The sequence below is a fragment of the Microbacterium sp. genome, assembly GCF_047606385.1.
In the GTDB taxonomy this organism is placed as follows: domain Bacteria; phylum Actinomycetota; class Actinomycetes; order Actinomycetales; family Microbacteriaceae; genus Microbacterium.
Genome location: NZ_JASGEL010000062.1, coordinates 50,383 through 74,542, shown reverse-complemented (window position 1 = coordinate 74,542; position 24,160 = coordinate 50,383). Strand labels below are relative to the sequence as shown.

The 24,160-nt window shown below is 72.2% G+C and carries 14 protein-coding genes; 5 read left to right on the top strand and 9 right to left on the bottom strand.

The annotated features are described in order from the left end of the window. Positions 1-2: 2 nt before the first annotated feature. The 4 genes from QM626_RS06280 to QM626_RS06265 all read right to left on the bottom strand — a co-directional run bounded on the left by QM626_RS06280 (position 3) and on the right by QM626_RS06265 (position 10,529). Positions 3-7,118, bottom strand: a complete 7,116-nt coding sequence (locus QM626_RS06280; protein ID WP_415075108.1) for a glycoside hydrolase domain-containing protein — start codon at positions 7,116-7,118, stop codon at positions 3-5. 355 nt (positions 7,119-7,473) lie between these two features. Beyond that, on the bottom strand, positions 7,474-9,777 hold the full coding sequence (gene katG / locus QM626_RS06275) for a catalase/peroxidase HPI (protein ID WP_415075106.1): 2,304 nt from the start codon (positions 9,775-9,777) through the stop codon (positions 7,474-7,476). Continuing rightward, on the bottom strand, positions 9,761-10,255 hold the full coding sequence (locus tag QM626_RS06270; protein ID WP_415075104.1) for a Fur family transcriptional regulator: 495 nt from the start codon (positions 10,253-10,255) through the stop codon (positions 9,761-9,763). The genes katG and QM626_RS06270 overlap by 17 nt, the downstream gene beginning before the upstream one ends. 67 nt (positions 10,256-10,322) lie before the next feature. Then, entirely contained in the window at positions 10,323-10,529 is a 207-nt protein-coding gene (locus tag QM626_RS06265; RefSeq protein ID WP_415075102.1) for a DUF3499 family protein, read from the bottom strand. Positions 10,530-10,762: 233 nt separating this feature from the next. Here QM626_RS06265 and QM626_RS06260 point away from each other — a divergent pair, with 233 nt between their 5' ends. Beyond that, positions 10,763-11,200 carry a metallopeptidase family protein gene (locus QM626_RS06260; RefSeq protein WP_415075100.1) on the top strand — a complete coding sequence of 146 codons (438 nt, stop codon included), beginning with the start codon at positions 10,763-10,765 and terminating at the stop codon, positions 11,198-11,200. A gap of 18 nt (positions 11,201-11,218) precedes the next feature. Here the strand turns inward: QM626_RS06260 and QM626_RS06255 are convergent, their stop codons facing one another. From QM626_RS06255 to QM626_RS06235, 5 genes are all read right to left on the bottom strand, one after another. Further along, positions 11,219-12,634, bottom strand: a complete 1,416-nt coding sequence (locus tag QM626_RS06255) for a DUF5719 family protein (protein WP_415075098.1) — start codon at positions 12,632-12,634, stop codon at positions 11,219-11,221. Then, the gene (locus QM626_RS06250; RefSeq protein ID WP_415075096.1) at positions 12,631-15,510 is read right to left on the bottom strand and encodes a glycosyltransferase; all 2,880 of its coding nucleotides are present in this window, start codon (positions 15,508-15,510) and stop codon (positions 12,631-12,633) included. The genes QM626_RS06255 and QM626_RS06250 overlap by 4 nt, the downstream gene beginning before the upstream one ends. Before the next feature lie 90 nt (positions 15,511-15,600). Beyond that, positions 15,601-15,924 (bottom strand): WhiB family transcriptional regulator, encoded by a 324-nt coding sequence (locus QM626_RS06245; RefSeq protein WP_415075094.1) that lies wholly within the window; start codon positions 15,922-15,924, stop codon positions 15,601-15,603. A gap of 310 nt (positions 15,925-16,234) precedes the next feature. Beyond that, positions 16,235-17,368 carry a mannose-6-phosphate isomerase, class I gene (gene manA / locus QM626_RS06240; RefSeq protein WP_415075092.1) on the bottom strand — a complete coding sequence of 378 codons (1,134 nt, stop codon included), beginning with the start codon at positions 17,366-17,368 and terminating at the stop codon, positions 16,235-16,237. Between the two features lie 9 nt (positions 17,369-17,377). Further along, positions 17,378-18,766 (bottom strand): LLM class flavin-dependent oxidoreductase, encoded by a 1,389-nt coding sequence (locus QM626_RS06235; protein WP_415075090.1) that lies wholly within the window; start codon positions 18,764-18,766, stop codon positions 17,378-17,380. A gap of 141 nt (positions 18,767-18,907) precedes the next feature. Here QM626_RS06235 and QM626_RS06230 point away from each other — a divergent pair, with 141 nt between their 5' ends. The 4 genes from QM626_RS06230 (at position 18,908) to QM626_RS06215 (ending at position 24,003) form a co-directional block, all read left to right on the top strand. Further along, a complete protein-coding gene (locus QM626_RS06230; RefSeq protein WP_415075088.1) occupies positions 18,908-20,134 on the top strand; it encodes an acyl-CoA dehydrogenase family protein in 1,227 nt (408 codons plus the stop codon). Between the two features lie 14 nt (positions 20,135-20,148). After that, entirely contained in the window at positions 20,149-21,603 is a 1,455-nt protein-coding gene (locus QM626_RS06225) for an APC family permease (RefSeq protein WP_415075086.1), read from the top strand. A 163-nt stretch (positions 21,604-21,766) separates the two neighbouring features. Then, on the top strand, positions 21,767-22,978 hold the full coding sequence (locus QM626_RS06220; protein ID WP_415075084.1) for an O-antigen ligase family protein: 1,212 nt from the start codon (positions 21,767-21,769) through the stop codon (positions 22,976-22,978). 44 nt (positions 22,979-23,022) lie between these two features. After that, positions 23,023-24,003 carry a glycosyltransferase family 2 protein gene (locus QM626_RS06215; protein WP_415075082.1) on the top strand — a complete coding sequence of 327 codons (981 nt, stop codon included), beginning with the start codon at positions 23,023-23,025 and terminating at the stop codon, positions 24,001-24,003. Positions 24,004-24,160: the final 157 nt, after the last annotated feature.

The following is a 24,160-nucleotide window of genomic DNA, read 5'->3' as shown; positions in this document are numbered from 1 at the left end:
GATCAGCGGGTCGCGCGGCGGCGCCGTGCCCGTGAGGTCCCGGCCGCGGCGAGTCCCGCCGCGAGCAACGACCCGGCGATGATCAGGAGCGGCAGGAGCTCGGCGCCGGTGGCGGCGAGCACGCCCGTCGCGGTCGTGCCGGAGCCGTCGTCGGATGCCGTCGCGTCCCCACCGTTCTCGCCCTCGCCGCCGGTCCCGCCGGAGCCCGGGTCCGCACCGCCCGAGCCGTCGCCGGCCGACACGCCCGCGGGCAGGTGGTCGTCGCCGGTGCGGGCGAGCGCGACGGTGTAGGTCGTCGTGTGCGCGCCGCCTGCGGAGGTGACCGTGATCGTCCACGCCGGCAGCGCCACGCCGTCGACCTCGGCGAAGGTGCTCAGCACGTCGGACGCGGACACCGTGCTGCCCGAGCCGACGATCTCGCTGCCGGCGGCGACCGCGACCGCCGCCGCGGGCTCGCTCGCGGTGGCGGACACCGTGGGCAGGTCCGCGTCGGCGGGCCAGTCGACGACATAGGTCCGCGTGTCGGCGTCGAACCCGTCGATCGAGAGGCCGGCCACCTCGATCGACGACGCGGTCGACACGCTCTGCGCCGTCGCGTCCACCACGTTGGTGACCGTCACGGTGCCGTCGTCGGCGACCTCGATCTCGGCGTCCATGGCGGCGGCGAGGTTGATGCGCTGCCAGCTCGCCTCGCCGTCGCCGGTCTGATCCAACGGGTAGCCGGAGTCCAGCGCGGTCTGCTCGAGGATCTGCGCGCGCTGCTCGTCGCTCAGGTCGGGGAACGCGGTGGTCAGCAGCGCCGCCGCCTCGTCCGGCACCTCGAGCTGCTGACCGGCCTCGCCGATCTGCGAGAAGCCGTAGCTCAGCCGCTCGGTGTACACGTCCACGGCCTCCTCGTCCGTCAGACCGTCGTACGGGTCGCCGGCGCACTCGGTGAGCGTGTCGCCGTAGCCGGCCGCCTCGCACTCCTCCAGCAGCACGGTCTCGATCTCCTCGTGCGCCTGCTCCAGCAGGCTCGCGAAGTCGTCGTCGGCCCAGCGGTGCGCCACGGTGGCCTGCGAGGTCATGCGGCTGCCGATCACGTCGAGCGGATAGTGGAACCCGAGGACGATGCGGTTGTCGCCGTACTCCGAGGCCCGCGCGAGGATCGTCGACGACAGCTCCGGCAGGAGGGTCGCGAGGATCGTGCCCGCCTGGTAGCCGCTGTAGGTGTGGCCGCTCGGGAACGAGCCGCTCGTGGTCAGGCTGTCGTACGAGCCGTTGTCGGACTCGTAGATCAGCCCGCCGTCGCCGACGAAGTTCAGCCGCACGTAGGGACGCAGGTACCCGAAGGTGTCCTTCGCGGTGTCCGTCTCGTTCAGGTTCTCCGACACCCGGTCGAACAGCGCGCTCGTCTTGGGCAGCTCGCCGCTCTCGAGCGCGGCGAGGTAGAGGTCGCCGAGCTGGGAGCCCAGGCCGTCCGAGAGGGTCTCGGTGGGCGAGTTGTCGGCGTCCACCTCGGCCTTGTCCACCTGCTCCTGCGAGGCGGAGTTGTTGATCTCGACCGCGATCCGGTCGTTCTCGGCCGTGATCGTGGACCCGTCTGCGACCTCTTCGTTCGGCGCGAGGATGTCGGTGCCGAGATCGGAGAACCCGCTCAGCAGGTCGACGAAGTAGCTCGACCCGTCGCTTTCGTCCCAGGAGTCGGAGTCGTAGTCGGCGTCCAGCTCCGCGTCCGAGAACGCGCTGGGGACGTAGGCGGTGGAGACGATGGACGCGGCGAGCCGGACCGTCGCGCCGCTGCCGTCGCCCTGCGCGACCGAGGTGCTGGCGGTGGTGTCGCCGGTCGTGGCCGCGGAGTCCTCGTCGGCCGTGGTCTCGACGTCGGCGGACGAGCCCGCGGCGGTGACCGCGGCCACGGTCGCCGTCAGGTCCCCGCCGGCGGTGCCGGTCAGCAGCGCCGAGGTGGCGTCGGCGGACACGGTCGTGGTGCTGCCGTCGGAGAGCGTCACGACGTAGGCGATGATCGCCGAGCCGCCGTCGGATGCCGGCGCCTGCCAGGTGACGGTCGTCTCGGTGCCCGTCGTGGTCACCGACACGACCACCGGCGCATCGGGGATGGTCGCCCCCGCGGTCGCCGCGGCGGTGTACGCGGTCGCCGCCGAGGTGCCGACCGCGTTGATCGCGCTGACGCGCGCTCGGTATGCGGTGCCGGACTCCAGCCAGGTGAAGGTCGCCTGCTGCTGGCTCGGGTCGTCGATCCGGACGCTGTGGCCGTCGTCGAGCTCGACGAGGTACCCCGTGACCGCCGATCCGCCGTCGTCCTCAGGAAGCGACCAGGCGACCTCGATCGCCGTGCCCGAGACGGTCGCCGAGACATATGCCGGCGTGGCGGGGACCGTGAGGTCCCGCGTCGCCAGGGCGGTGCGCGCCGCGGTCAGCACGTCGTACGCCGACTGCAGCGCGTCGTCCGTCGCGGCGTCGTCCGCGACCACCTGCTGCGCCGCGGTCAGCGCGCTCTGCAGCGCCGTCCACGTCTCATCCGTGTAGCGCTGATCGGTCAGCGTCGCCGTGGCGTCCACGAGGTTCTCCAGCAGCGCCCGGATCCGCGGGATCAGCTGGGTCGCGGCCAGCGTCAGCGCGCGGGTCTGCTCCACCACCTGGTTCTGCGTCACGGAGCTCGCGGTCAGCAGCGCCCGCGCGGTCGCGAGCTGCGTCGTGAAGACGCCGAAGTCGATCGATCCGTATCGGCCCGCGTCGTCGGCGAGGGCGGCGTAGGCGTCGACGGCGGTCTGCAGCGCGCTGAGGTCCACGGCCGAGGTGTCCGGCTCGGCGTAGCTGAACACGAGGTCGTCGATGTTCGCCACATAGGGGTGCGAGGAGTCGGCGTTCGTGGTCAGCCGCAGGTAGACCGTGTGCGTGCCGGTCAGCGTCGACGGCAGGGTCGCGCTGATCGTGCCCGCGGTGGTCCAGCTGCTGCCGGTGACCGGCAGCGAGAGGGTGGTGTACGGCGTGCCGGGGTTCGACGAGTCGAAGGAGTCGAGGTAGACCTCGATCGCCGACCCCGTCCCGCACCGGCTGGAGTTGTTGACGTAGTGCACGGCGACGGTGTTCATGCCGCCGCCTCCGAAGTCGATGTCGCCGTAGTCGAGCCAGGAGCCGTCGCTCGTGCCGCCGAGGTTCACGACGGTCGTGCCGTCGTCCCACGTGGTCGTCTCGGTCTTCAGACCGCCGCCGCTGCTCGCGACGAAGTCCTCGGCCTCGAGCGTCACCGTCGTCGCCGCGCTGGCGACGAAGTCGATCGAGTAGACGTTGGCCACATACGGCTGGCTGTCGGTCTGCGTGGTGGAGGTGAAGGTCACGTAGACGTCCTGCACGCCGCCGAACACCAGCGGGTCCACGGCGGCGGTGACCGTGCCCACCGTCCCCCAGCCGGAGCCGGTGTAGGTCAGCGGCACCGTCACGACCGGGTCGCCGTCGGCCGAGCCGAGGCGCACCTCGACCGCCGAGTCGGATGCGGCACGCGACTGCGGCTTGTCGTAGCTGATGGCGAGGGTGTCGGCGCCGGCGCCGAAGTCGACCTGCGACCACTGCGCCCACGCCGTGTCCGTCACGTTCTCGAAGATGCCCGAGCTCAGGTTCAGGGTCTTGGTGCCGCCGCCGGTGGCGGTCGCGTTCGCCGCGGTGAGGCTCGCGACCGTCGAGGACTCGTCGTCGGTCACCGCCGCGGTGGAGAACTGGAACGAGTCGATGTTCGCCACCCACGACTGCCCGGACGGCTTGTGGAAGACCAGGGTCACCTCGCCGGCGTCCACGAGCGACTGCCCGTCGGAGATGTTCGCGGAGGCGGTCTGGTACGTCGCCCAGCTGCCGGTGCCCGGCAGGGACACGGTGGCCACCAGCGTCCCGTCCGTGCCGCCGGCGTAGACGTCCACGCTGCTGGCCTCGGCGGTGGTCGCCTGCGAGTTGGCGAAGGTGACCGAGACGCTCTGCGGGACGACGCCCCCGAAGTCGAGCCCGGAGTACTGCAGCCAGGCGCCCTCGGTGATGCCGCCGATGTCGCCGTCGGAGTAGTACGCCTCCGACTTCAGGTCGCCGCCAGACCATGCCGTGAAGTCCTCGGCCTGGATCGTCGAATAGGCCCCCGCGCTGAGGGTCAGCGCGTCGATCGCGGCCTGCAGCGACTCTGCGACGGCCTTGAGCTTCGCGTCCGTCGTGCTCGTGTCCGCCAGCGCGGTCTGGGCGCGCTGGAGCGCGGACTGGAACGCGGCGTAGGACGACGTGTCGTAGTTGCCGGCACGCACGAGCACGGCCTCGTCGATGAGCGACTGCAGCTCGGCGCCCACGCCCGCCGCGACCGAGAGCGTCAGCGCGTCCTTGTTCGACACCCCGGTGCCGGTGAGCTTCGCCGCCGCGACGGATCCGGTGATCGCGGCGTCCGCGAAGGCGACGTAGAACCGCGCGGTCCTCGTCGTCGATCCGGACAGCCGGATCTGCACCGTGTCGGTCCCGGTGACGGTCGCCGTGGCGCTCACTCCGTCCGGCAGGCCGGAGATCGTCGCGCCGCCGGCGGAGATCAGCTCCGTGCCCTCCGAGCCGGCGAAGACGGTGCCCGCCGGCAGGGTCATGGTCACCGCCCCGTCCACCGTGCCATCCGCCGCGGCGGCGATGCTCGTGGCGTCCACCGTCACGGCGGTCGCCGTGTCGTCGGAGCCGCCGTCCGCCGTGCTCAGCGAGTACGCCGCCTCGGTGTCGTCGCCCCAGTCGGACGCCTCCGAGCCCATCTGGAACTCCAGCGTGCCGCCGGAGACGACATCGGAGTAGTCCAGCCAGGTGTTCTGGAAGTCCGAGCCGTTCAGGGTGGCCGACTGGATGTAGTAGCTGTCGGCGGAGACGCCGTCGGCCCGGACGGTGAACTGCGCGCCGTCGTCGTAGGTGATGGTGGTCGACTCGAAGAACGGCGACCCGATCTGGTACTGGGACGATCCGGACGTCACCGGGAACAGCCCGATCGCCGCGGCGACGAACATCGTCGACATCGTGCCGGCGTCGTTGTCCATCGTCGGCAGGAAGCCCTCCGGCGACAGGTCGTACACCTTCGTGTAGATCGGCGGCGTGAACTCGCCGTCGGAGCTGGACGCCTCGTCCGTGCTGGTGGTCGCGATGTAGCGGTTCCACGTCTCGCCGGTGTAGATCTGCCGCACCCACTTCTGGGTCAGGCTCGCCTCGCCCACGTAGTTGAACAGATAGGGCGCCTGCAGGTCGATCTCGTTGGCGTTCGAGTGCAGCATGGTGGAGCCGTCGTCGGCGTCGGAGTCCTCGCCGAACATGTGCTCGATGGCGGCGGCGGCCGCATCCGTGCCGCCCATGGCCTCGATGAGGCCCGCCATGTCGTAGGCGTCGTACCAGTTGTACTGCCACAGCGTGCCCTGGTAGAGGTTCGCGGCCTGGAACTGCTCGTAGTCGACGCTGGCCCAGTTCCCGTCGCCGTCCCGCGGGGTCAGCAGCGCCACCGAGGTGCCGTCGGATGCGGTCCAGGCGCCGTCCAGGTACAGGTTCTCGATCGCGAGGGTCGAGTACGCGTCGAGGGTGGCGGCGTCGTCGGTCCTGCCGAGCGCGTCGGCGATCTGCGCGAGTCCCCACTGCTCGTAGCCCCAGAGCACCGACTGGCCGGGGTCGTCCGAGACGTAGCCCTGACGCAGCTCGTCGCCGGTGTAGTAGCCGATGTAGTCCTTCAGCCCCTGATACGCCTCGTCGAGCCGGTCGAAGCCGGTGTAGCCCTTCGAGAGCGCGTCCGCGACGATCACCGACGACAGCTCCCAGCGCACCGTCGGCACCGACTGCGTGAGGGATCCGATGTCCTCGCCCGTCGAGCTCGCGTCGGCGAAGATCGTGATCAGCGACTGGATGATGTCGCGGTATCCGTCCGGGTCGATGTAGGCGAGCACCGAGTACTTCCGGAAGTCGTCCCAGGACGACCACCCGTCGTAGTACGTGTAGTCGTCGGCGGTGTGGACGACCCCGTCGACGCCCATGTAGGTGCCCGAGGTGCTGGTGGCGTTCACCGGCAGCGCGTACATGCGGTACAGGTGCGTGTAGAACAGCTTCGTGAGCGACCCGTCGGGGTCGCTGGTGATGCTCGAGGTGACGTCGACCTTGCCGAGCGTGTCGTTCCACGTCTGCGTCGTCTGCGCCCGCGCCTGGTCGAAGGTGAGGCCGCCGACCTCGTTCTGCTGGTCGATCGCGGCCTGGTCGGCGCTGATCGTCGACAGCGTGATCCGCAGCTCGATGTCCGACGCGTCCGCGTCGGCGAAGCTCAGGACGGCGCCGATGTCCGCGCCCTGCTGCGAGGTGCCGTCGCCGAGCGCGTCGTCGACGCCCCACGTCTGCACGGTGGCGGCCTGCTCGGTCGTCGCGTAGTAGTACATGCGGTACGCCGCGCCGTTGAACGTGCCCGCGATCATGCCCGAGAGGGCGACCGTGCCGTCCGCGAGGGTCGTGACGGCCACGCTCGCGTCGGTGCGGCTGGTGAAGTTGTTCGCCAGGTCGAGCACGAGCGAGGGCGAGTCGCCCTCGGGGAACGAGTACCGCTGCAGCGAGGTGCGCGTGGTGGCCGTGACCTCGGCGTCGATCGTGCCGCCGGTGGCGCTCACCGACGAGTCGGTGCCGCTGACCGAGCCCAGCCCGACACGGTAGTAGCCCGGCGAGGCCTCCTCGTCGTCGTGCGAGTAGGTGTGCGCGTAGGTCGAGGTCGACGGCCGCGCGGTGTAGTCCACGGACGTCGGCACGACCAGCAGGTCGCCGCCGCCGCCCGACCCGCCGACGCCGTCCAGGTTCGTGGAGGTGAATCCCGCGATCTGGTCCTCGTCGTAGTCGTAGCCGCTGTGGTTGCGGTCGGGGGTCGTCATCGGGTTGACCTTGGCGAGGCCGTGCGGCGCCTGCGCACCGGGCAGATCGTTCCCGTCGTCGCCGGCGGTGGAGACGAAGGGATCGACCAGCGCGGTGTAGTCCGTGCCGCTGCCGCTCGCCGCGGCGACGGTCGTGGCCGTCGTCTGCGCGAGGGCGGCCGACGATCCCATCGCCGTCGCCAGCAGGACGGCCGCGGCGGCCACCGAGGCGAGCACGGCGCGAGGCCGCATGCGCGCCCGTGCGCCGCGGCCGCGCTCACCGGTCGGGGCGGAGAGGGGATCGGACGGCGACATGGCACTCCAGACTCGGCTCGGCGACGGTCCGCGCGCGAGGACGCAGCGTCCGTGGGGATCACGGACGCTGCGATGCGTGTGCGGAGGTGCCCCTCCTCAGGGGCTGGGCGGGTCGGACGACCCCACCGGTCCAACGAACAGGTCGCGAGTGAATGAGGGGTGAACGCGCCTCGGCGCCGGAGTGACTTGTTGACAACTGTCCCCGGCACGCCCGCGTCGCGCGCGTCCTCGGCCCGAAAAGCGCCGAGCGCCTATCGGATCCGATAGACGCTCGGCGTGGTGCGGGGTGTCGTCACCTCAGATCGAACCGGTCCAGCTCGGTCACCTTGCCCCATGCGGCGACGAAGTCGCGGACGAACTTCTCGGCGGCGTCGTCGGAGGCGTACACCTCGGCGAGGGCGCGCAGCTCCGAGTTCGACCCGAACAGCAGGTCGACGCGGGTGCCGACGCCCACCGGCGCCCCGGATCCGTCCTTCGTGCCCGAGAACGCGTGCGAGCCCGGGTCGAGCGACTTCCAGGTGGTGCCCAGGTCGAGCAGGTTCACGAACACGTCGTTCGAGAGCACGCCGACCCGGTCGGTGAACACGCCGTAGTCGGAGCCGTCCCAGTTGGCGCCCAGGGCGCGCAGGCCCCCGACGAGCACCGTCGTCTCCGGCGCGGTGAGGGTGAGCAGATTCGCCTTGTCGATCAGCAGGTGCTCCGCCGGCAGGCCCGAGGCGGCGCCCAGCGGTCCGAGGTAGTTGCGGAAGCCGTCGGCGATCGGCTCCAGGTAGCCGAAGGACTCGGCGTCCGTCTGCTCCTGCGTCGCGTCGGTGCGGCCCGGGTGGAAGACCACCTCGACCTCGTAGCCGCCGTCGCGCGCGGCCTTCTCGACCGCGGCGTTGCCGGCGAGCACGATCAGATCGGCCAGGGAGACCTTCTTGCCGCCGAGCTGTGCGCCGTCGAAGCCGGCCTTCACGTCCTCCAGCACGGAGATCGCCTTCGCCACCAGGGCCGGGTCGTTGACCTCCCAGTCCTTCTGCGGGGCGAGCCGGATGCGGGCGCCGTTGACGCCGCCGCGCTTGTCGCTGCCGCGGAACGAGGCCGCCGCGCCCCACGCGAAGCGCACCCACTCGCTGACCGACAGGCCCGACTCGAGGATCTTCGCCTTCAACGCGGCAGCATCCGCCGCGTCGATCAGCTCGTGGTCGACGGCGGGGACCGGGTCCTGCCAGATGAGCACCTCCTGGGGCACCTCTGGTCCGACGTAACGCGCGCGCGGTCCCAGGTCACGGTGGGTGAGCTTGAACCAGGCGCGGGCGAACGCGTCCGCGAACGCCTCGGGGTCGTCGCGGAAGCGGCTGGAGACCTTCGCGTACTCCGGGTCGAACCGCAGCGACAGGTCGGTCGTGAGCATGCGCGGCTCGCGCCGGCCGTCCGAGTGCGCCAGCGGCACCATGTCGGCGCCGGCGCCGTTCTTCGGCCGCCACTGGTTGGCACCGGCGGGGCTCTTGAACAGCTCCCAGTCGTAGGCGTAGAGGATGTGGAAGAACTCGTTGTCCCATCGGGTGGGGTGGTAGGTCCAGGTGACCTCCAGGCCCGAGGTGATCTGGTCGTCGCCCTTGCCCGAGGCGAAGTTGTTCTTCCAGCCGAGCCCCTGCTGCTCCAGGCCGGCGGCCTCCGGGTTGTCCTCGATGTTCGTGTCGGGGGCGGCGCCGTGGGTCTTCCCGAAGGTGTGCCCGCCGGCGATCAGCGCGACGGTCTCCTCGTCGTTCATCGCCATGCGGCCGAAGGTCTCGCGGATGTCGTGCGCGGCGGCGATCGGGTCCGGCACGCCCTCCGGGCCCTCGGGGTTGACGTAGATGAGACCCATCGTGGTCGCGCCGAACGGCCGGTCCAGCTTGTCGGACTCCCGCCCCTGCGAGTACCGCTTGTCGGTGCCGAGCCAGGTCGTCTCCGAGCCCCAGTACACGTCGTCGTCCGGCTCCCACACGTCGGGGCGCCCGCCGGCGAAGCCGAACGTCTTGAACCCCATGGTCTCCAGGGCGACGTTGCCGGCGAGGATCATCAGGTCGCCCCACGAGAGCGACTGACCGTACTTCTTCTTCACCGGCCAGAGGATGCGGCGGGCCTTGTCCAGGCCGACGTTGTCCGGCCAGCTGTTCAGCGGCGCGAACCGCTGCTGACCGGTTCCCCCGCCGCCTCGCCCGTCGGTGACACGGTAGGTGCCGGCCGAGTGCCAGGCCATGCGGATGATGAGGGGGCCGTAATTGCCGAAGTCGGCGGGCCACCAGTCCTGGCTGGTGGTGAGGGTCTCGGCGATGTCGGCCTTCACCGCGGCGAGATCGAGCGCCTCGAAGGCGGCCTTGTAGTCGAAGCCGGGGTCGAGCGGGTTCCGCGCCTCGGAGTTCTTCGCGAGGATCTTCAGGTTCAGCTGGTTCGGCCACCACACGTGGTTGGCCGAGCCCTGGCTCGGCCGCGGCAGGTCGTGCACGACCGGGCAGCCGCCGACGGCCTCCTCGGCGGCTGCCTCATCGGCGTCTGTGACGGTGACCGACTGGTCGATGTCGTTCGCTTGCTCGCCGATCGGGGGGACGGTGTCATCCGCGTTCGTCATTGCGGTGGCTCCCTTTCTGATGATGGGTGGGGTGGGGGAGATCAGGACGGTCCGCCGCGCAGTCGGAGCACAGGCCCCAGAACGTGACCTCGGCGGTGTGGATGCGGTAGCCGTGCGCGTCGGCGGGCTCCAGGCACGGCGCGGCGCCGACGACGCAGTCCACGTCCTCGACGCGGCCGCAGCCGCTGCACACGATGTGGTGGTGGTTGTCGTCGACGCGCACCTCGTAGAGGCCGGGATGCCCGGCCGGCTCGATCCGGCGCACCAGGCCCGCATCGACGAAGTCGCCGAGGGCGTTGTAGACGGACTGCATGCTGGGCGCGTCGAGTCCGTCGCGCACGAGGTCGAACACCTCGTCGGCGCGAGCGTGCGGGTGGGACCCGAGCGCGTCGAGCACCGCCCGGCGGGTCGCCGTGACGCGCAGCCCGGCACCGCGGATCGCGGTCTCGGCGTCCGGTGTCGGCATCCCGTGGGGCATGACCTCAGCCTAGCCCTGTTTTGACTGGATCAAAACAGTGACGCGGCGATGAATCGGGCCTGAACGATCAGACGCGCAGCGTCTCGTGCCGGATGACGACCCACCCCTTCGGCACCGACAGGCGGTCGGTGTGGATCTGGCAGAGGTCGTGCGCGTGCGGGTCGCCCGCACGGCCGAGCGGACCGACGGCCGCCATCTGGTCGCCGTAGTCGTACGTCAGCGTCGTCACGGCCTCGCGTGCACAGCCCACCTTGGAGCACAGTCTCTCGCCCATCGCTCCCGACCCTATCCGCGGTGCGCGCCGCCGCCCGGGTGCCGCGCCGCGCGCCCGATCGCCCGTGGCGCTCTCGCGAGCCCGGCGACGCACCTCTCCAGATGCTCACCCTCTGAACCGCGGCGCGACTCAGAGGGTGAGCATCTGCCGGGTCGCGCTGATGCCCGGGCGCGACGGCGGGCGCGACCGGGCGCGCCCGCCGAGGACGCGGAGCGCGCGCCTAGGATGGGCGTGTGATCCGACGGCGAGGCAGGGCGAGCGCGCGGCGCGCGCTCCCAGCCCGCCACGGACGTCACGGCCGGGAGGGACGCAGCGCCGTCGTACGACCGCCGCTGCCGCCGCTGGAGTCGCGCCTCGACCGCTTCGACATCGCCGTGGGCTCCGCGGCCGAGTTCCTCCGGGGTGCGTGGGCCGATCTGCGCGAGGTGCGCTTCGAGATCGCCGACATGCCGCCGGACACCGACGAGGACGGCATCCCCCGCTGGAGCGTGTCGACCGAGGCGAAGCGGATCGTACTGTACCGGCTGCCGATCGAACGGCTCAGCCACGTGGCGCGGGGCGACGACATGACCCACCGCATGATGGTCGAGAGCTGCGTGTTCCGCGCTGCCGCCGAATACCTCGACCGCGACCCGTGGGATCTGGGGCCGGAGCGCTTCCGCTTCCTGTGACGCGTGCGCGCCGCACGGCTACGGGTACACGGTCAGCACGGACGAGGCCGCGTCCGCCGGCCACACCGGGATGCCCGCCAGCTGCCCGTCGCCGGAGTACGAGACCGTCGCGTGCACCGCGGCGCTCGTCGTGAGCCGGTACACGGCGCCGGGGACGAGCGCGGCCTGCCCGGAGCCGTTCGCGGCGACCGACAGCGTGACCTCGTCGCTCGCGCCGGTGACGGGTTCGAGCACGATGTCGGCGGCGGCATCGGCGGCGGTCGCGACGAATGTCGGCGACGGCCCCTCGGGGACCGCGACGAGGGTCTCGCCGGTGACCTCGGGCGTCTGGGCGTACCAGGCGAAGTCCGCCCCCTCGCCGAGGCTGGTGGTCTGCCAGACCGCGCCGACCACCGCCACCGCGGCCTCGACGGTGACGGTGTAGGTGCCGGCGACCAGTCCCGACAGCTCGAGCTCGGCCGGGACCCCGGCATGCAGCGGCACCTGCTGGGTGGACGAGCTGGACCCGTCGACCGCGGCGACGGTGACGTTCGCCTCGGTGTCGGTCTGCGCCGAGAGCAGTCGCACGAGCGTGGTGGCGCCGGCGTCGGCGGAGGCCACCGCGCTGTCGGTGACGACGACCCCGGGGATCACGAGCTCGGTGTCGGCGGCGGAGGTCGCCGCGATCTGGTCCACACCGCCGGGCAGCAGCGTGCGGGTGATGCTCGACTGCAGCACCGCGGTCACGGGCGCGCCGGTCGCGGTGACCCGCACGGCCGGCGCCTGCTCCCCCACGACGATGCCGGCGAGGGCGACGATGCGCTGCGTGCCGGGGGCGACGACGATGCCGGTCGCGCCGGTCGGGGTCTGCGCCCCCTGGGCGCCGTACACCGTCAGGTCGACCGTGGCGGGCACGTCGCCGGGGTTGGACAGCAGCACGAGATCGGCGCTGCCGGTCGCGGTCGATCCGCCGACGAGCCACGACTCCATCTGCGCCGGCCGGCACGCCGAGGCGGCGAAGCCGCGCAGATCCGTCGCGTCCAGTGATGCGGATCCCGCCGCCGCGACGTCGCTGGCGGTGCCGTCGACCGGTGCGGCGGTGTACACGGCGGCGCCGGCGTCGTCGGCGATCGACGGCACCGGCGTCAGCGTGTCGGCGGTCGCCGTCGCGCCGTCCGAGGCGTGCACGACCGACTGATCGGCCGCGAGCTGCAGCTCCGAGGCGTCGAGCGAGTTGCGCCCGAGCGCGAGCAGGGCGCCCGCGCACGAGACGACGGTGTCGCTGGCGGCGGGGGTCGCCTCGACGCCCGCCGCCGTCAGCGTCAGCGTCAGCGTCGGCCAGGGCGCGGCGACGCCGACCACGACCGCCAGCACGGCGACGGCCGCGGCGGCCGCCCCGACGACGAGACGTGTGCTGGTGGCCGCCCAGGTCATGACGCGGCGACGATCGGTCATCGTTCCTCCTCACGGGGCCGGGGCCCGACGATCCGTGAGGTGCGCCGCGCCTGGCGCCTCGTGGCCGCGGTCGGCACCGACAGCAGCAGGGCGACGACCACCACGACGAGCTGCACGACGGTGGCCAGGACGCCGATGTTCGCCAGGGACGCCGACAATCCCGCCCGCGGTGTGACATCGAGGGACACGCGCCACAGATCGCCCTTCGGGGTGTCGCCGACGCCGTCGAGGTCCTCGCGCTCGTCGAGGGCGGTCTGCGCGTCGAGGCGCACCGTGCGCGCCTGGTCGGTCTCGTCCGCGCTCGCGGGGCTGACCACCACGAAGCTGATGCCGCTCGCGGCGAGACGGTCGACGGCATCCTGCGACGTGGGCGTGACGAGGTCTGCGACCAGCTGCGCGAGATCCGTATCGCTCCCGCTGATCCTCGTCGCCGTCGACACGAGCGTCGACTGGCCGCCGATCGTCTCGCTGGCGCCCCAGACGACCCGCGCCGCGACGGAGCCGTCCGCCAGCGGCGTGATCACGAGCGTGCCGACGGAGGGATCGTTGCGGCCCTGCGCGGCCACGTATGCCGGCAGGGTGGAGTCGGGTCCGTTGGTGAGTGCGGACTGCCCGCGCACCGTCGCGGTCGCCGCGGGAAGCACCGCCACCGCCACGCAGATCATGAGGACGGCCGCGCCGAGCACCCGCAGGCGGCGGTGACGCGGCATGAGGCCCGCGTCGAGGGCTGCGGTCGCCGCGGCGACGAGGCCGAGCCATGCGAGGCTGAGCCCGGCACCGGGCCAGAGCGCGACCGGTGTGAGGTCGGCCGCGTGCGCCACCTGCACCCCGACGGCCAGGAACGCGGTGCCGAGACCGAGCAGCGACACGAAGAGCAGGAGCGCGGCGACCATCCAGCGCGGCGTGAGCAGCGCCAGCAGCGCCACCGCGACCACCGGCGCGACCAAAAGCGCGGCGGTCCACGCCGGCAGCGGCAGCTGCCACTGCGCGCTCCAGTCCGTGAGCACCTGCGCCCATCCGCCGTACGCGTCGGTCGGGAAACCCGCGGCCAGGGCGAGCCGGCCGGCGGCGTCCGCCGTCGACGAGGACGCGACGCTCACGCCGGGGTCGGCGAGCAGACCCCACGGGGTGCCGGCGTGCAGCTGAGCCCACACCAGCGGGGCGAACACCGCGATCGACGGCACCACGAGCCAGACCAGGTGCCCGGCGCCGGATCCGGCCCGGACCACGACGGTGAGCACCACCGCCAGCGCCCACAGGGCGATCAGCGCCGGGCCGAGGGAGGGTGCGCACGCCAGCACGCCCGCCAGCAGCAGGGACGCCGCGCCGGCTGCGGCCCACGACCGGTGCGCCACCGATCCGGCGTAGAACAGCCACGGCAGCAGCAGGTGCGCGATCACCGCCGCCGGCCGGCCGTCGATGAGCGCGGCCCAGAAGGTGGGCGAGGCCGCCCACAGCACGGCGGCGGTGTTGCGCAGCAGCGAGCGCGACGTGACGCGGGTGGCGGCGAACCAGCCCCCGAGCACCGCGAGCGGCACCGCGGCCAGCCACAGCAGCACCATCCCGCGGGACGGCTGCGCCGGCCACAGCGACCCGACGACGGCGATCACGGCGGAGAACGGGTCGGCGGCGCCGACGGCGTCCAGGCCGAGCGAGCCGGTGCCGAAGGCGGCCTGCGCCCACAGCTGCGACAGGGTGGACGTCAGCGGTGCGAGCGCTCCGCCGCCCAGCACCGGCCACGCCACCAGCGCGGGGAAGGCGCCGAGCGACACGACGATCGCGGCCAGGACGATCCAGGCGCCGCCGCCGGTGAAGAAGCGCAGCTCCTCGCGCACCGGCCGCTCGGCGGACTCGACGTCGCCGTCGGCGTCCAGACGCTGACGCAGCTGGGCGCGGGTGATGCGCAGCGTCGACAGCTGCGACCACCCCACCGTCTGCGCGCGGCGCAGCACCCGGCGCGAGCGGGCGATCGCGCCCCAGCGCCAGAACACGACGATCGACGCGCCCCACTCCGGCAGCACCCGCGCGGGCTGCTTGGCGACGAGGGCCGCAGCAGCGCGCCACACCGCGAGCGCGAGCAGCGACAGCCAGTGCAGCGGCACCGCGGGGGCGGGCGCATAGGCGAGCCGGCGGTGCAGCTGCGCGAGGCGGCTCGCGTAGGCCCGGTGACGGCGCCGCCTGCGGGTGGTCGGGTCGGGCAGCGCGGCGACCCCGTCGCCCGACACGGCGACGAGGGCGCCGGGCACCACGCTGACGCGGTGCCCGGCGAGGTGGGCCCGCACGCCGAGGTCGAGCCCCTCGTCCGCTCCGCCCAGCGCCGGATCGAGGCCGTCGAGCTGGGAGAACACGGCCGCGCGCACGAGGACGCCGCGCACGTCCGTGCCGAGCACGTCGGCATCCAGGTCATGCTGCCCCTGGTCGAGCTCGCCGTCGGCGAGGCCGACGCTGCGACCGAGGCGGGTCATGGTGACGCCGAGCGACACGATCTGCGCCCGGTCGTCGGCGGAGACCAGCTTGGGGGCGGCGACCGCGATGAGCGGCGAGAGCTCGAGCGCGCCGGACAGCCGCGCCAGCGCGTCCGGCTCGGGAGCGGTGTCCTGGGCGAGCAGCCAGACGAGCTCGCCCGACAGTCGCGGCGCCGCGAGGCGCAGCGCGTCGGCGTAGCCGGTCCCGGCGCCGGCGGTGATGACCCCCTCCGCGCTCGAGGCGGCGGCGAGCTGTGTGGTGGCCCGGTCGGGGTCGCACAGGACGAGCGTCAGCGTGTCGACCGGGCGGCTCTGCGCCGCGATCGCGGCGAGCGTGCGCTCGAGGTGGGCTGCCGTGGGCGTACGCCCGTCGGCGCGCACGACGAGCAGGGCATGGACACGGGAGGGCATAACGCGGTCAGCCTAGGCGGTGGGGATGCCGCGCCCACGCCGAACGCGCCGTGAACCACGATTCGCCCGCACGCGCCACCCGGCGACCGGTCAGCTCGCGCGGCGCTTGAGCTTGCGACGCTCGCGCTCGCTCAGACCGCCCCAGATGCCGAAGCGCTCATCGTTGCGCAGCGCGTACTCGAGGCACTCGTCGCGGACCTCGCACGAGGTGCAGATGCGCTTCGCATCGCGGGTGGAGCCGCCCTTCTCGGGGAAGAACGCCTCGGGATCGGTCTGCGCGCACAGCGCATCTCCCTGCCATGCCAGCGGGTTGTCCTCCACCGGCTCGGGCCTGCGCACCCCCGGGACACCGAGGAACACCGGGTCGACGAACCAGTTGTCAGGAACGCCCGAACGGTAGCCTGCGCCCGTCATGCTCTCTCCCCACCTGGTGTGCCTCACGCGCGATCGCGCTGTATGAATTACACCCGTGTCATTCCCCGGGGTCAAGTCGCGGATCGTAAATCCTCAACCCCGTGTTGAACCTTCACGACGCGCCGTCGGCGTGTCGCTTCATCCGGGTCGATGTGCGCACACTCAGGCTCGGGCACGGCGGGGCGGCATCGATCTTCTCCGGCGCGCGGTGTGTCATAACTCAGTCTGGACGCCGCGCGACACCGCTGCCGGAGGCCGATGCCACCGCGCAGACTGAATTACGACACGGCCGGGCTCGGCGAGGTTCGCCTCAGACCCGGCCGGGCAGGGCCACGAACGCCTCACCGGCTCCGGTGATCGTCAGCGGGCTCTCCTCGGCGCTCGCGAACGCCGCCTGGCCGGGAGCCAGCGACGCGGCGGCGCCGGACGCTCCGGAGACCCGCACCTCCCCCGCCACGGCGAGGGCGATCGCCGGGCCGTGCAGCTCGAGGACGCGCGCGGCGCCGCCGGCCTCCACCTGCCACAGCTCGAAGTCGCCGATGCCCGGGCGGAAGACCTCCACACCGTCGCCGAGCGGCTGCGGCGTGATGCGCGGCGGGTCCCCGGCGCGGGTGTCGAGCACGCGCAGGAGCTCCGGGACGTCGATGTGCTTGGGGGTGAGGCCCCCGCGCAGGACGTTGTCGCTGGCCGCCATGATCTCGACCCCGAGTCCGCCGAGGTAGGCGTGCAGGATGCCGGCGGGCACGAAGATCGCCTCGCCGCGCGCCAGGACCACGAGGTTCATCAGCAGCGCGACGACCACCCCCGGGTCGCCGGGATAGGCGGCGGCGATGCGGCGCGCAGCCGCGAGCTCGCCCGGGAACTCGGCGCTGTCGGCATCCCCCAGCGCCTCGACGACCGCGTCGACGGCGGACTGCGCATCGCCGGAGAGCAGCCACGCCAGCGTCGTCCGCAGCGCCTCGGCCTCGTCGTCGCCGGCCAGGTGCGCGGCGACCTCCGCCCCGCCGCGGCCCAGCAGCGCCAGCAGCCGCGCCGTGTCCGCGACCGTGCGCAGGCCGGCGAGGGCCTCGAACCGGTCGCTGAGGGCGACGATGACCTCGGGCTTGTGGTTGTCGTCGCGGTAGTTGCGGGTGGCCGCGTCGACGGGCACTCCCGCATCCTGCTCGGCCGCGTAGCCCGCCTCCGCCTGGGTCTTGGACGGGTGCACCTGGATCGACAGCGGCGAGGCGGCCGCCAGCAGCTTCAGCAGGTACGGTAGCGACGCGCCGGTGAGGTGCGCGGCCAGCGTCGTCCCGTCCGGCAGCCGGGCGGGCGAACCGGGATGGTCCCCGAACCAGATCTCCGCCTCCGGGCGGCCGGAGGGCTCGCGGCCCTGCAGCCCGGGGATCAGCGTCGTCGACCCCCAGGCGTAGTCGCGCGGGTCGTTGTCGAGAGGAGCGAGCACGCGTCCAGCCTAGAGCGCGGCGAGCGTCGATCCGACGCGGTACCGCGCGCCACGGTGCTCGTCGGGCAGCCGGTCACCCCGGCCGTGCAGCTTCTGCCGCAGCGTGCCCTCCTCGTATGCGGTCGGGTAGACCCCGCGACGCTGCAGCTCCGGCACGACGAACGCGACGACGTCCTCGAACGTGCCCGGAGTGATCGCGTAGCTGAGGTTGAAGCCATCCAGATCGGTCTCGGCGACCCACTCCTGCAGCTGATCGGCCACCTCTTCGGGCGAGCCCACGATGCGCACGCCGAAGCCGCCGATCTTCGCCCGCTCCGCGAGGGTGCGGACCGTCCACTCGTCGCCGGCGTCCGCCTCCTCGCGCAGCGAGGTGACGAGCGACTGGATGGCGTTGCTCTCGACGTCGCCGACCGGGTCGTCGAGGTCGTACCCGGACAGGTCGGCGCCCATCCAGCCCGACAGCAGCACGAGGGCCGCCTCGTCGCTCGCGTAGGAGAGGTACTCGGCCTCCTTCGCGCGTGCCTTCTCGGGCGTCTCGTCGACGATGATCGTCGCCATCGCGTAGATCCTCGCGGCGTAGCGGTCACGCCCGGCCGCCTCGAGCGCGTCGCGGATCTGGCGCACCTGCGAGGCCACGGTGCGCTTGCTGGGGGCGGCCACGAAGATCGCCTCCGCGTTCTCCGCGGCGAACGCGATGCCGCGCGACGAGGCGCCGGCCTGGTAGATCACCGGCGTGCGCTGCGGCGACGGCTCGACGAGATGGATGCCGGGAACGCTGAAATGCTCGCCCTTGTGACCGATCTCGTGCACCTTCGCCGGGTCGGTGTACACGCCGGTCTCGGCGTCACGGACGACCGCGTCGTCCTCCCACGACCCCTCCCACAGCTTGTACAGCACCTCGAGGTACTCGTCGGCGACGTCGTAGCGGTGATCGTGCTCGAGCTGGTCCTCGTGGCCCATGTTGCGTGCCGCGCTGGGAAGGTAGCCGGTCACGACGTTCCAGCCGACGCGGCCGTCCGTGAGGTGGTCGAGCGTCGAGAAGCGCCGGGCGAAGGGGTAGGGATGCTCGTACGCCGTGCCCGCCGTGATGCCGAAGCCGAGGTGCTCCGTCACCGCGGCCATGGCCGAGACCACCAGCAGCGGGTCGGTCACCGGCACCTGGGCGCCGTGCCGGATCGCCGCCTCGGCGCTGCCGGCGTACACGTCGTAGGTGCCGAGCACGTCGGCGATGAAGATACCGTCGAACACGCCGCGCTCCAGCAGCTGCGCGATCTCGGTCCAGTACGAGATGCGGTTGTACTCGTGCGCCCGGTTCTGCGGGTGCCGCCAGGTGCCGGCGGAGATGTGACCGACGCAGCTCATGTCGAACGCGTTGAAGCGGATGGGGCGTGCGGGCATGGCTCGGCCTTTCCTCGGAACCTCGACATCGTGGCCCGCGATCACGCGCGCGCCAACTCAGCCGACACAGATCGTCACGAGATGTCGCCGTGTGTCGCGGGACTGGCAGGCGGAGGCGGCGCCGCGTCAGGATCGGCGCTCGTGACCTCCGCAACCCCCCTGACCCGGACGTTCTGGCACGGCCGCGCCGACGCCGCCGAGCTCGCCCGCTGGACCGACGTCGCCGAGCGGGTCGCCGCCGAGCTCGCCGTCGACGTCGTCGCCCGGGACCGCGCGAACGCCCTGCCGGTCGCACCCCTCGAGCTGCTGCGCGCCTCGGGGCTCGCGGATCTGCTGGTGCCCGCCGAGCTGGGCGGCCACGGCGCGCACTGGGAGACGGCGTTCGCGGTCGCCCGCATCCTGGCCCGGGTCGACGCGTCGATCGCGCAGATCCTCGGATACAGCTGGCTCAACCAGGCGTGCGTCGTGTTCTATGGCACGGATGCCGAGACCACCGCGCGGTGGCTCGCGCGCAGCGCCGCCGCGCACTGGGTGTGGAGCGACTCGTTCAACCCGGTGAGCCCCGATCTGTCGCTGGCGTGGGACGGCGAGCGCTATCTCCTGAACGGACGGAAGGCGTTCGCGACCGGCGCGGCCGTCGCCGACGTCGTCATCGCCGGGGCGGTCGCTGGCGGCGGCGCGTTCAACGGGCAGCTGGTCGTGTTCGCCCTCGACGCGCGGCGCGACGGCGTCCGGCACCTCGGCGACTGGGACAACATCGGCTACCGCGCCTCCGCGAGCGGCGGCGTCGAGTACGCCGACGTCGCGGTCACGGCGGACGACGTGATCGGCGTGGACCGGGACGAGCCGTTCTCGGCCGTGGTGACCCCGGGCGTCCAGCTGCTGTTCGGCAATGTGTACCTCGGCATCGCGCAGGGCGCGCTCGCACAGGCGCGCGAGCTCACCCGCGCCCGCCGCAACTCATGGTTCCTCTCCGGCGTGGACCGGTACGCCGACGACCCGGTCGTGCACCGGGTGTTCGGCGACCTCGTGGCGCGCACCGCCGCCGTCGAGGCTCTCGCCGACCGCCTGGACCGCGACTTCGACGACACGGTCGCCCTCGGTCACGACATCACCGCCGATGACCGCACCGCCATCGAGCTCTCGGTCGCCGCGCTCAAGATCGTCGCCACCGACACCGCGCTCGAGGTCTCCGCCCGGGTCTTCGAGGCGACCGGCGCGAGCTCGACCCGGACGGCGACCGGCCTCGACCTGCACTGGCGCAACATCCGCACGCACAGCCTGCATGACCCCGTCGACTACAAGCGCATAGAGGTCGGTGCGCACTACCTTAACGGCACCGTCCAGCCCGTCAGCCTCTACACCTGACCCGAGGAAGCACCATGAGCACCACCCCCGTCACTGCACCGTCCGCTGAGGCGCCCGAGGCCGCCGTCGTCCCGCCGGCGCTGCGAAAGCTCCGCGGCTCGCTCGGCGTCGCCAGCATCGTCTTCATCGTCGTGGCCGCGGCGTCGCCGCTGGGCGTCATCGGCGGTCCGGTGCCGCTGGGCATCGCCTACGGCAACGGCGCGGGCTTCCCGTTCACCTTCGTCGTCGTCACGGCGGTGCTGCTGCTGTTCGCGGTCGGCTTCACGAACGCGACGCCGTTCGTGACATCCGCCGGCGCCTTCTACGCCTACGTCGACAAGGGCCTCGGGCGGAGCCTGGGCCTGGGCGCCGCCTTCGCCGCCCTCGCCTCCTACGTGGCGCTGGAGGCCGGTGTGTTCGGCCTGTTCGGTCCCGGCGCGAGCTCGCTGCTGACCAGCTACGGGCTGCCGGAGATCCCCTGGTGGGTGTACGCCGCCGTCGGCTTCGTCGTGGTCTCGGCACTCGGCTACTTCAAGATCGAGCTCTCCGGGCGGGTGCTGGCCGTGCTGCTGATCGCCGAGGTCCTCATCGTCCTGGCGCTGGACGCGGCCGTGATCTTCTCCGGCGGCGGCCCCGAGGGCTTCTCCACCGGCATCGTCACACCCTCGCAGGTCCTCTCCGGCGCGCCCGGCTTCGCCATCCTGTTCGCGATCCTCAGCTTCATCGGCTTCGAGGCGACCGCTGTATTCCGCGACGAGGCCCGCGACCCGGAGCGCACGATCCCGAAGGCCACCTACGTGTCGCTGCTGCTCATCGGCGCCTTCTACACGCTGTCCAGCTGGGTGCTCGTCTCCGCGAACGGCGAGAGCACGATCGTCGAGAACGCGACCGACAACGCCGGCACGATCCTGGCGACCACCACCGAACAGTACCTCGGCGCGGTCGGCGGCCACATCATCCAGGTGCTGTTCGTGACGAGCCTGTTCGCCTGCATCCTCTCGTTCCACAACATCGTGTCGCGTTACGTGTTCACCCTCGCCGGCCGCGGCGTGCTGCCGACCGCGCTCGGCGACGCGCACGAGCGCCACGGCTCCCCCGCCCGTGCCTCGCTGGTCACCTCGGGCGTCGTCGCCGTGCTGGTCGTCGTCGCCGTGGTGCTGAACCTCGACCCGATCACGCAGTTCTACACGTGGCTGGGCGGCATCTCGTCGGTGGGCATCGTGCTGCTGCTCGTGCTGACCTCGGTCGCGGTCATCGCGATCTTCCGCAAGACCGAGCACAGCCTGGGCCGCTGGAAGACGCTCGTCGCGCCCGGTCTGGGCCTGATCGGGCTGGCCGCGTTCACGGTGCTCGTGTTCGTCAACCTGCCGGTACTGGTGGGCGAGGAGGGTTACGGCCCGTTCTCGTGGGGCATCATCGCACTGTTCGTGCTCGCGTTCGTGCTCGGCACGATCGTCGCCCGGCGGCACCGCGCGACCCGACTCGAGTAGCCTTCGCGTCCCGCTCCGCATCCCACGATCGCGACGATTTCGTGCATCTGCGCTGCATATATGGCGTCGAGATACCCGAAATTGTCGCGGTCGTGGGGCGAGCGCGCGGTGCGAGCGACGGAAGGGCGGACCGCCGGACGCCGGGTGGCTACGCTGAGCGCTGATGACCGCGCACACGACCCATCCGGCCTGGCCGGTGCCCGCCGCCCCCGAGCGGGAGCGCACCGGCCATCTGCTGCTGCGCGCCTGGTGCGTGTTCGTGCTGTTCGCCGCGTTCGCGGCGCCCGCGTGGGTCGAGGCGTTCGGGCCGGTCGTGGCCGGTCTCGTCGCGGCCGCCGCCGCGATCGTCTCGGCGGCCGTGTGGATGCGGGTGCGGCCGGCGTTCAACGGCCGCCGGCTGCCGTGGTTCGTGCTCGCCTATGTCGCGTGGGCCGGGCTGTCGCTGCTGTGGTCCGGGCAGCCGGCGACGACCTGGGCGCTGCTGGCCCTCACCGCGGGTCAGGGGCTGTTCGTCGCGGCCGTGCTCACCTGGCGTGAGCTGGTCGCGGCGGTCGGAGCCGCGCTGAAGTGGATGCTCGGCCTCTCGCTCGTGTTCGAGCTCGTCGTCGCCGTGGTCGTCGGCGCTCCGCTCGGCGCGGGATTCGCCGTGCCCGCGGATGCCGCGTCCTCGCCGTGGTCGCTCGGCGGCCTGTTCCGCGGGGGCCCGCTGCTGGGGCTCGCCGGCGACGCCGCTGCGCTGGGCGCGGTGAGCGCCGTGGCGGTGATCGTCTTCGGCATCCGCGTGGCCTCCGCCATCGCCCGCGTGCCCGCATGGCTCTGGCTCGCGCTCGCGTTCTTCCTGCTCGTGCGATCGGAGTCCGTGATCGCCTCCCTGGCGCTGGGCGCCGTCGCCGCGGTGCTGGTCACGGTGCTGCTGATGCGCACCGCGGGCCGTGCCGGCGAGCGCACGAAGTACTACCTGCTGTTCACGGCGCTGGGCGCCGTCGCCGGGGTGCTGCTGTGGTGGTGGCGGGACGTCGTGTTCGCCGGCGCCCACAGCGTCTGGGCGGATGCCGCCGCACGCACGGGGTGGGTCGGCGTCGTGCTCGTCGCCGGCATCCAGCTCTCGTTCGTGTGGCGCGCCTGGTTCTTCGCGATCGACCGGCCCCGCTGGGACCTGCGAGCCGACCGCCCGTACACTCCCCTCACCCTGCTTCCGACCCTGACCGCGACCGTGCTGCTGGTGCAGGGCCTCGCGGATGTCGGGCCGCTCGGCCTATGGGGGTGGCTGCTGATCGTGACGCTCGGCACGAAGATCACGCAGGCCCCGCTGGTCGGCGTGGGCCCGGCCGAGCAGTCCGCCGCGCTCGAACGCGGGGAGGCCGTCACGGCCTGACGGTCAGGTTCGCCCACCGGCCGCAGGGTAGGATCGGGGGCGCTATGGCCGCCGCATCCGCATCACCCGACGTGCCGTCCGCCGACTTCGACCCGCGCTCCGCGACCATCGCCGTGGTCACCTACAACCGTTCCGGACTGCTGACGAGGCTGCTCGAGTCGATCGTGGCGATGGACCCGAAGCCCGGCCATGTCGTCGTCATCGACAACGCGTCCTCCGACGACACGACCGAGGTGGTCGCCTCGTTCCGCGATCGGATCGGCGCCGAGCTCGTGTACCGGCGGCTGGAGACGAACACCGGCGGCTCGGGCGGGTTCAGCGAGGGCGTGCGCACCGCATACGACCTCGGCTCCACCTGGATCTGGCTCATGGACGACGACGTCGAGGTGCTGCCGGACGGCCTGGCCCGGATGGGGGCATGGGCCCCCCGCTTCCAGAGCATCCAGGGACGCCGCTACGACTACGACGGCAGCGCGTTCTACTGGCAGTACCGGATCGCGGAGCGCATGGGCATCCCGATCCCGTTCGCGCCGGCCGGCTTCGACGAGTCCGGGTTCAAGGAGATGAACTCCGGCTGCTTCGAGGGGATGTTCATCCACCGCGACATCGTCGCCCGGATCGGGCTGCCCGATCCGCGCTTCTTCATCTACTGGGACGACCAGACCTACGGCTGGCTCGCCTCGCGCGTGACGACCTCGGTGATCGTCGACGAGTTCGTGCTGCGCCGCACGCGCGAGATCAAGCAGTGGGACATGGGCATCCGCCACATGAACGCGTCCAGCGACGCGTACCGGTACTACATCATGCGCAACCGCGCCCACATCAAGCAGTACTACCGCGTCCACCGGGCCTACAGCCCGATCCTGTTCGGGCTGGGGACGGCGCTGACGTTCGGCAAGGAGCTCATCCGGCTGGTCGTGGTCGAGCGCACCGTCCGCGGCACGTCGAACCTGTTCCGCGGGCTGCGTGACGGGGGGCGCATCGCGCGCGACCGCACCTGGCGCCCGATGCCGCCGCTGGCGTAGGGCCCGGGTCCGCGCGGCGGCTCTGAAGCTCTCGCGGCGGCTCTGAAGCGGAGGAGATCCCGGATTCTGAGGAGTCTCCGGGCGGGAAGGTCCTCAGAATCCGGGATCTCCTCAGTTCCTGCGGTGCGCGATGCGCGCACGTTCCTGCGGTTCGCGA

Bases quoted from the DNA above. Each gene is read 5' to 3' on its own strand.
- QM626_RS06280 (WP_415075108.1), bottom strand. From the start codon at position 7,118: ATGCGGCCTCGCGCCGTGCTCGCCTCGGTGGCCGCCGCGGCCGTCCTG.
- katG (WP_415075106.1), bottom strand. From the start codon at position 9,777: ATGACGAACGCGGATGACACCGTCCCCCCGATCGGCGAGCAAGCGAAC.
- QM626_RS06270 (WP_415075104.1), bottom strand. From the start codon at position 10,255: ATGCCCCACGGGATGCCGACACCGGACGCCGAGACCGCGATCCGCGGT.
- QM626_RS06265 (WP_415075102.1), bottom strand. From the start codon at position 10,529: ATGGGCGAGAGACTGTGCTCCAAGGTGGGCTGTGCACGCGAGGCCGTG.
- QM626_RS06255 (WP_415075098.1), bottom strand. From the start codon at position 12,634: ATGACCGATCGTCGCCGCGTCATGACCTGGGCGGCCACCAGCACACGT.
- QM626_RS06250 (WP_415075096.1), bottom strand. From the start codon at position 15,510: ATGCCCTCCCGTGTCCATGCCCTGCTCGTCGTGCGCGCCGACGGGCGT.
- QM626_RS06245 (WP_415075094.1), bottom strand. From the start codon at position 15,924: ATGACGGGCGCAGGCTACCGTTCGGGCGTTCCTGACAACTGGTTCGTC.
- QM626_RS06235 (WP_415075090.1), bottom strand. From the start codon at position 18,766: ATGCCCGCACGCCCCATCCGCTTCAACGCGTTCGACATGAGCTGCGTC.
- QM626_RS06225 (WP_415075086.1), top strand. From the start codon at position 20,149: ATGAGCACCACCCCCGTCACTGCACCGTCCGCTGAGGCGCCCGAGGCC.
- QM626_RS06220 (WP_415075084.1), top strand. From the start codon at position 21,767: ATGACCGCGCACACGACCCATCCGGCCTGGCCGGTGCCCGCCGCCCCC.
- QM626_RS06215 (WP_415075082.1), top strand. From the start codon at position 23,023: ATGGCCGCCGCATCCGCATCACCCGACGTGCCGTCCGCCGACTTCGAC.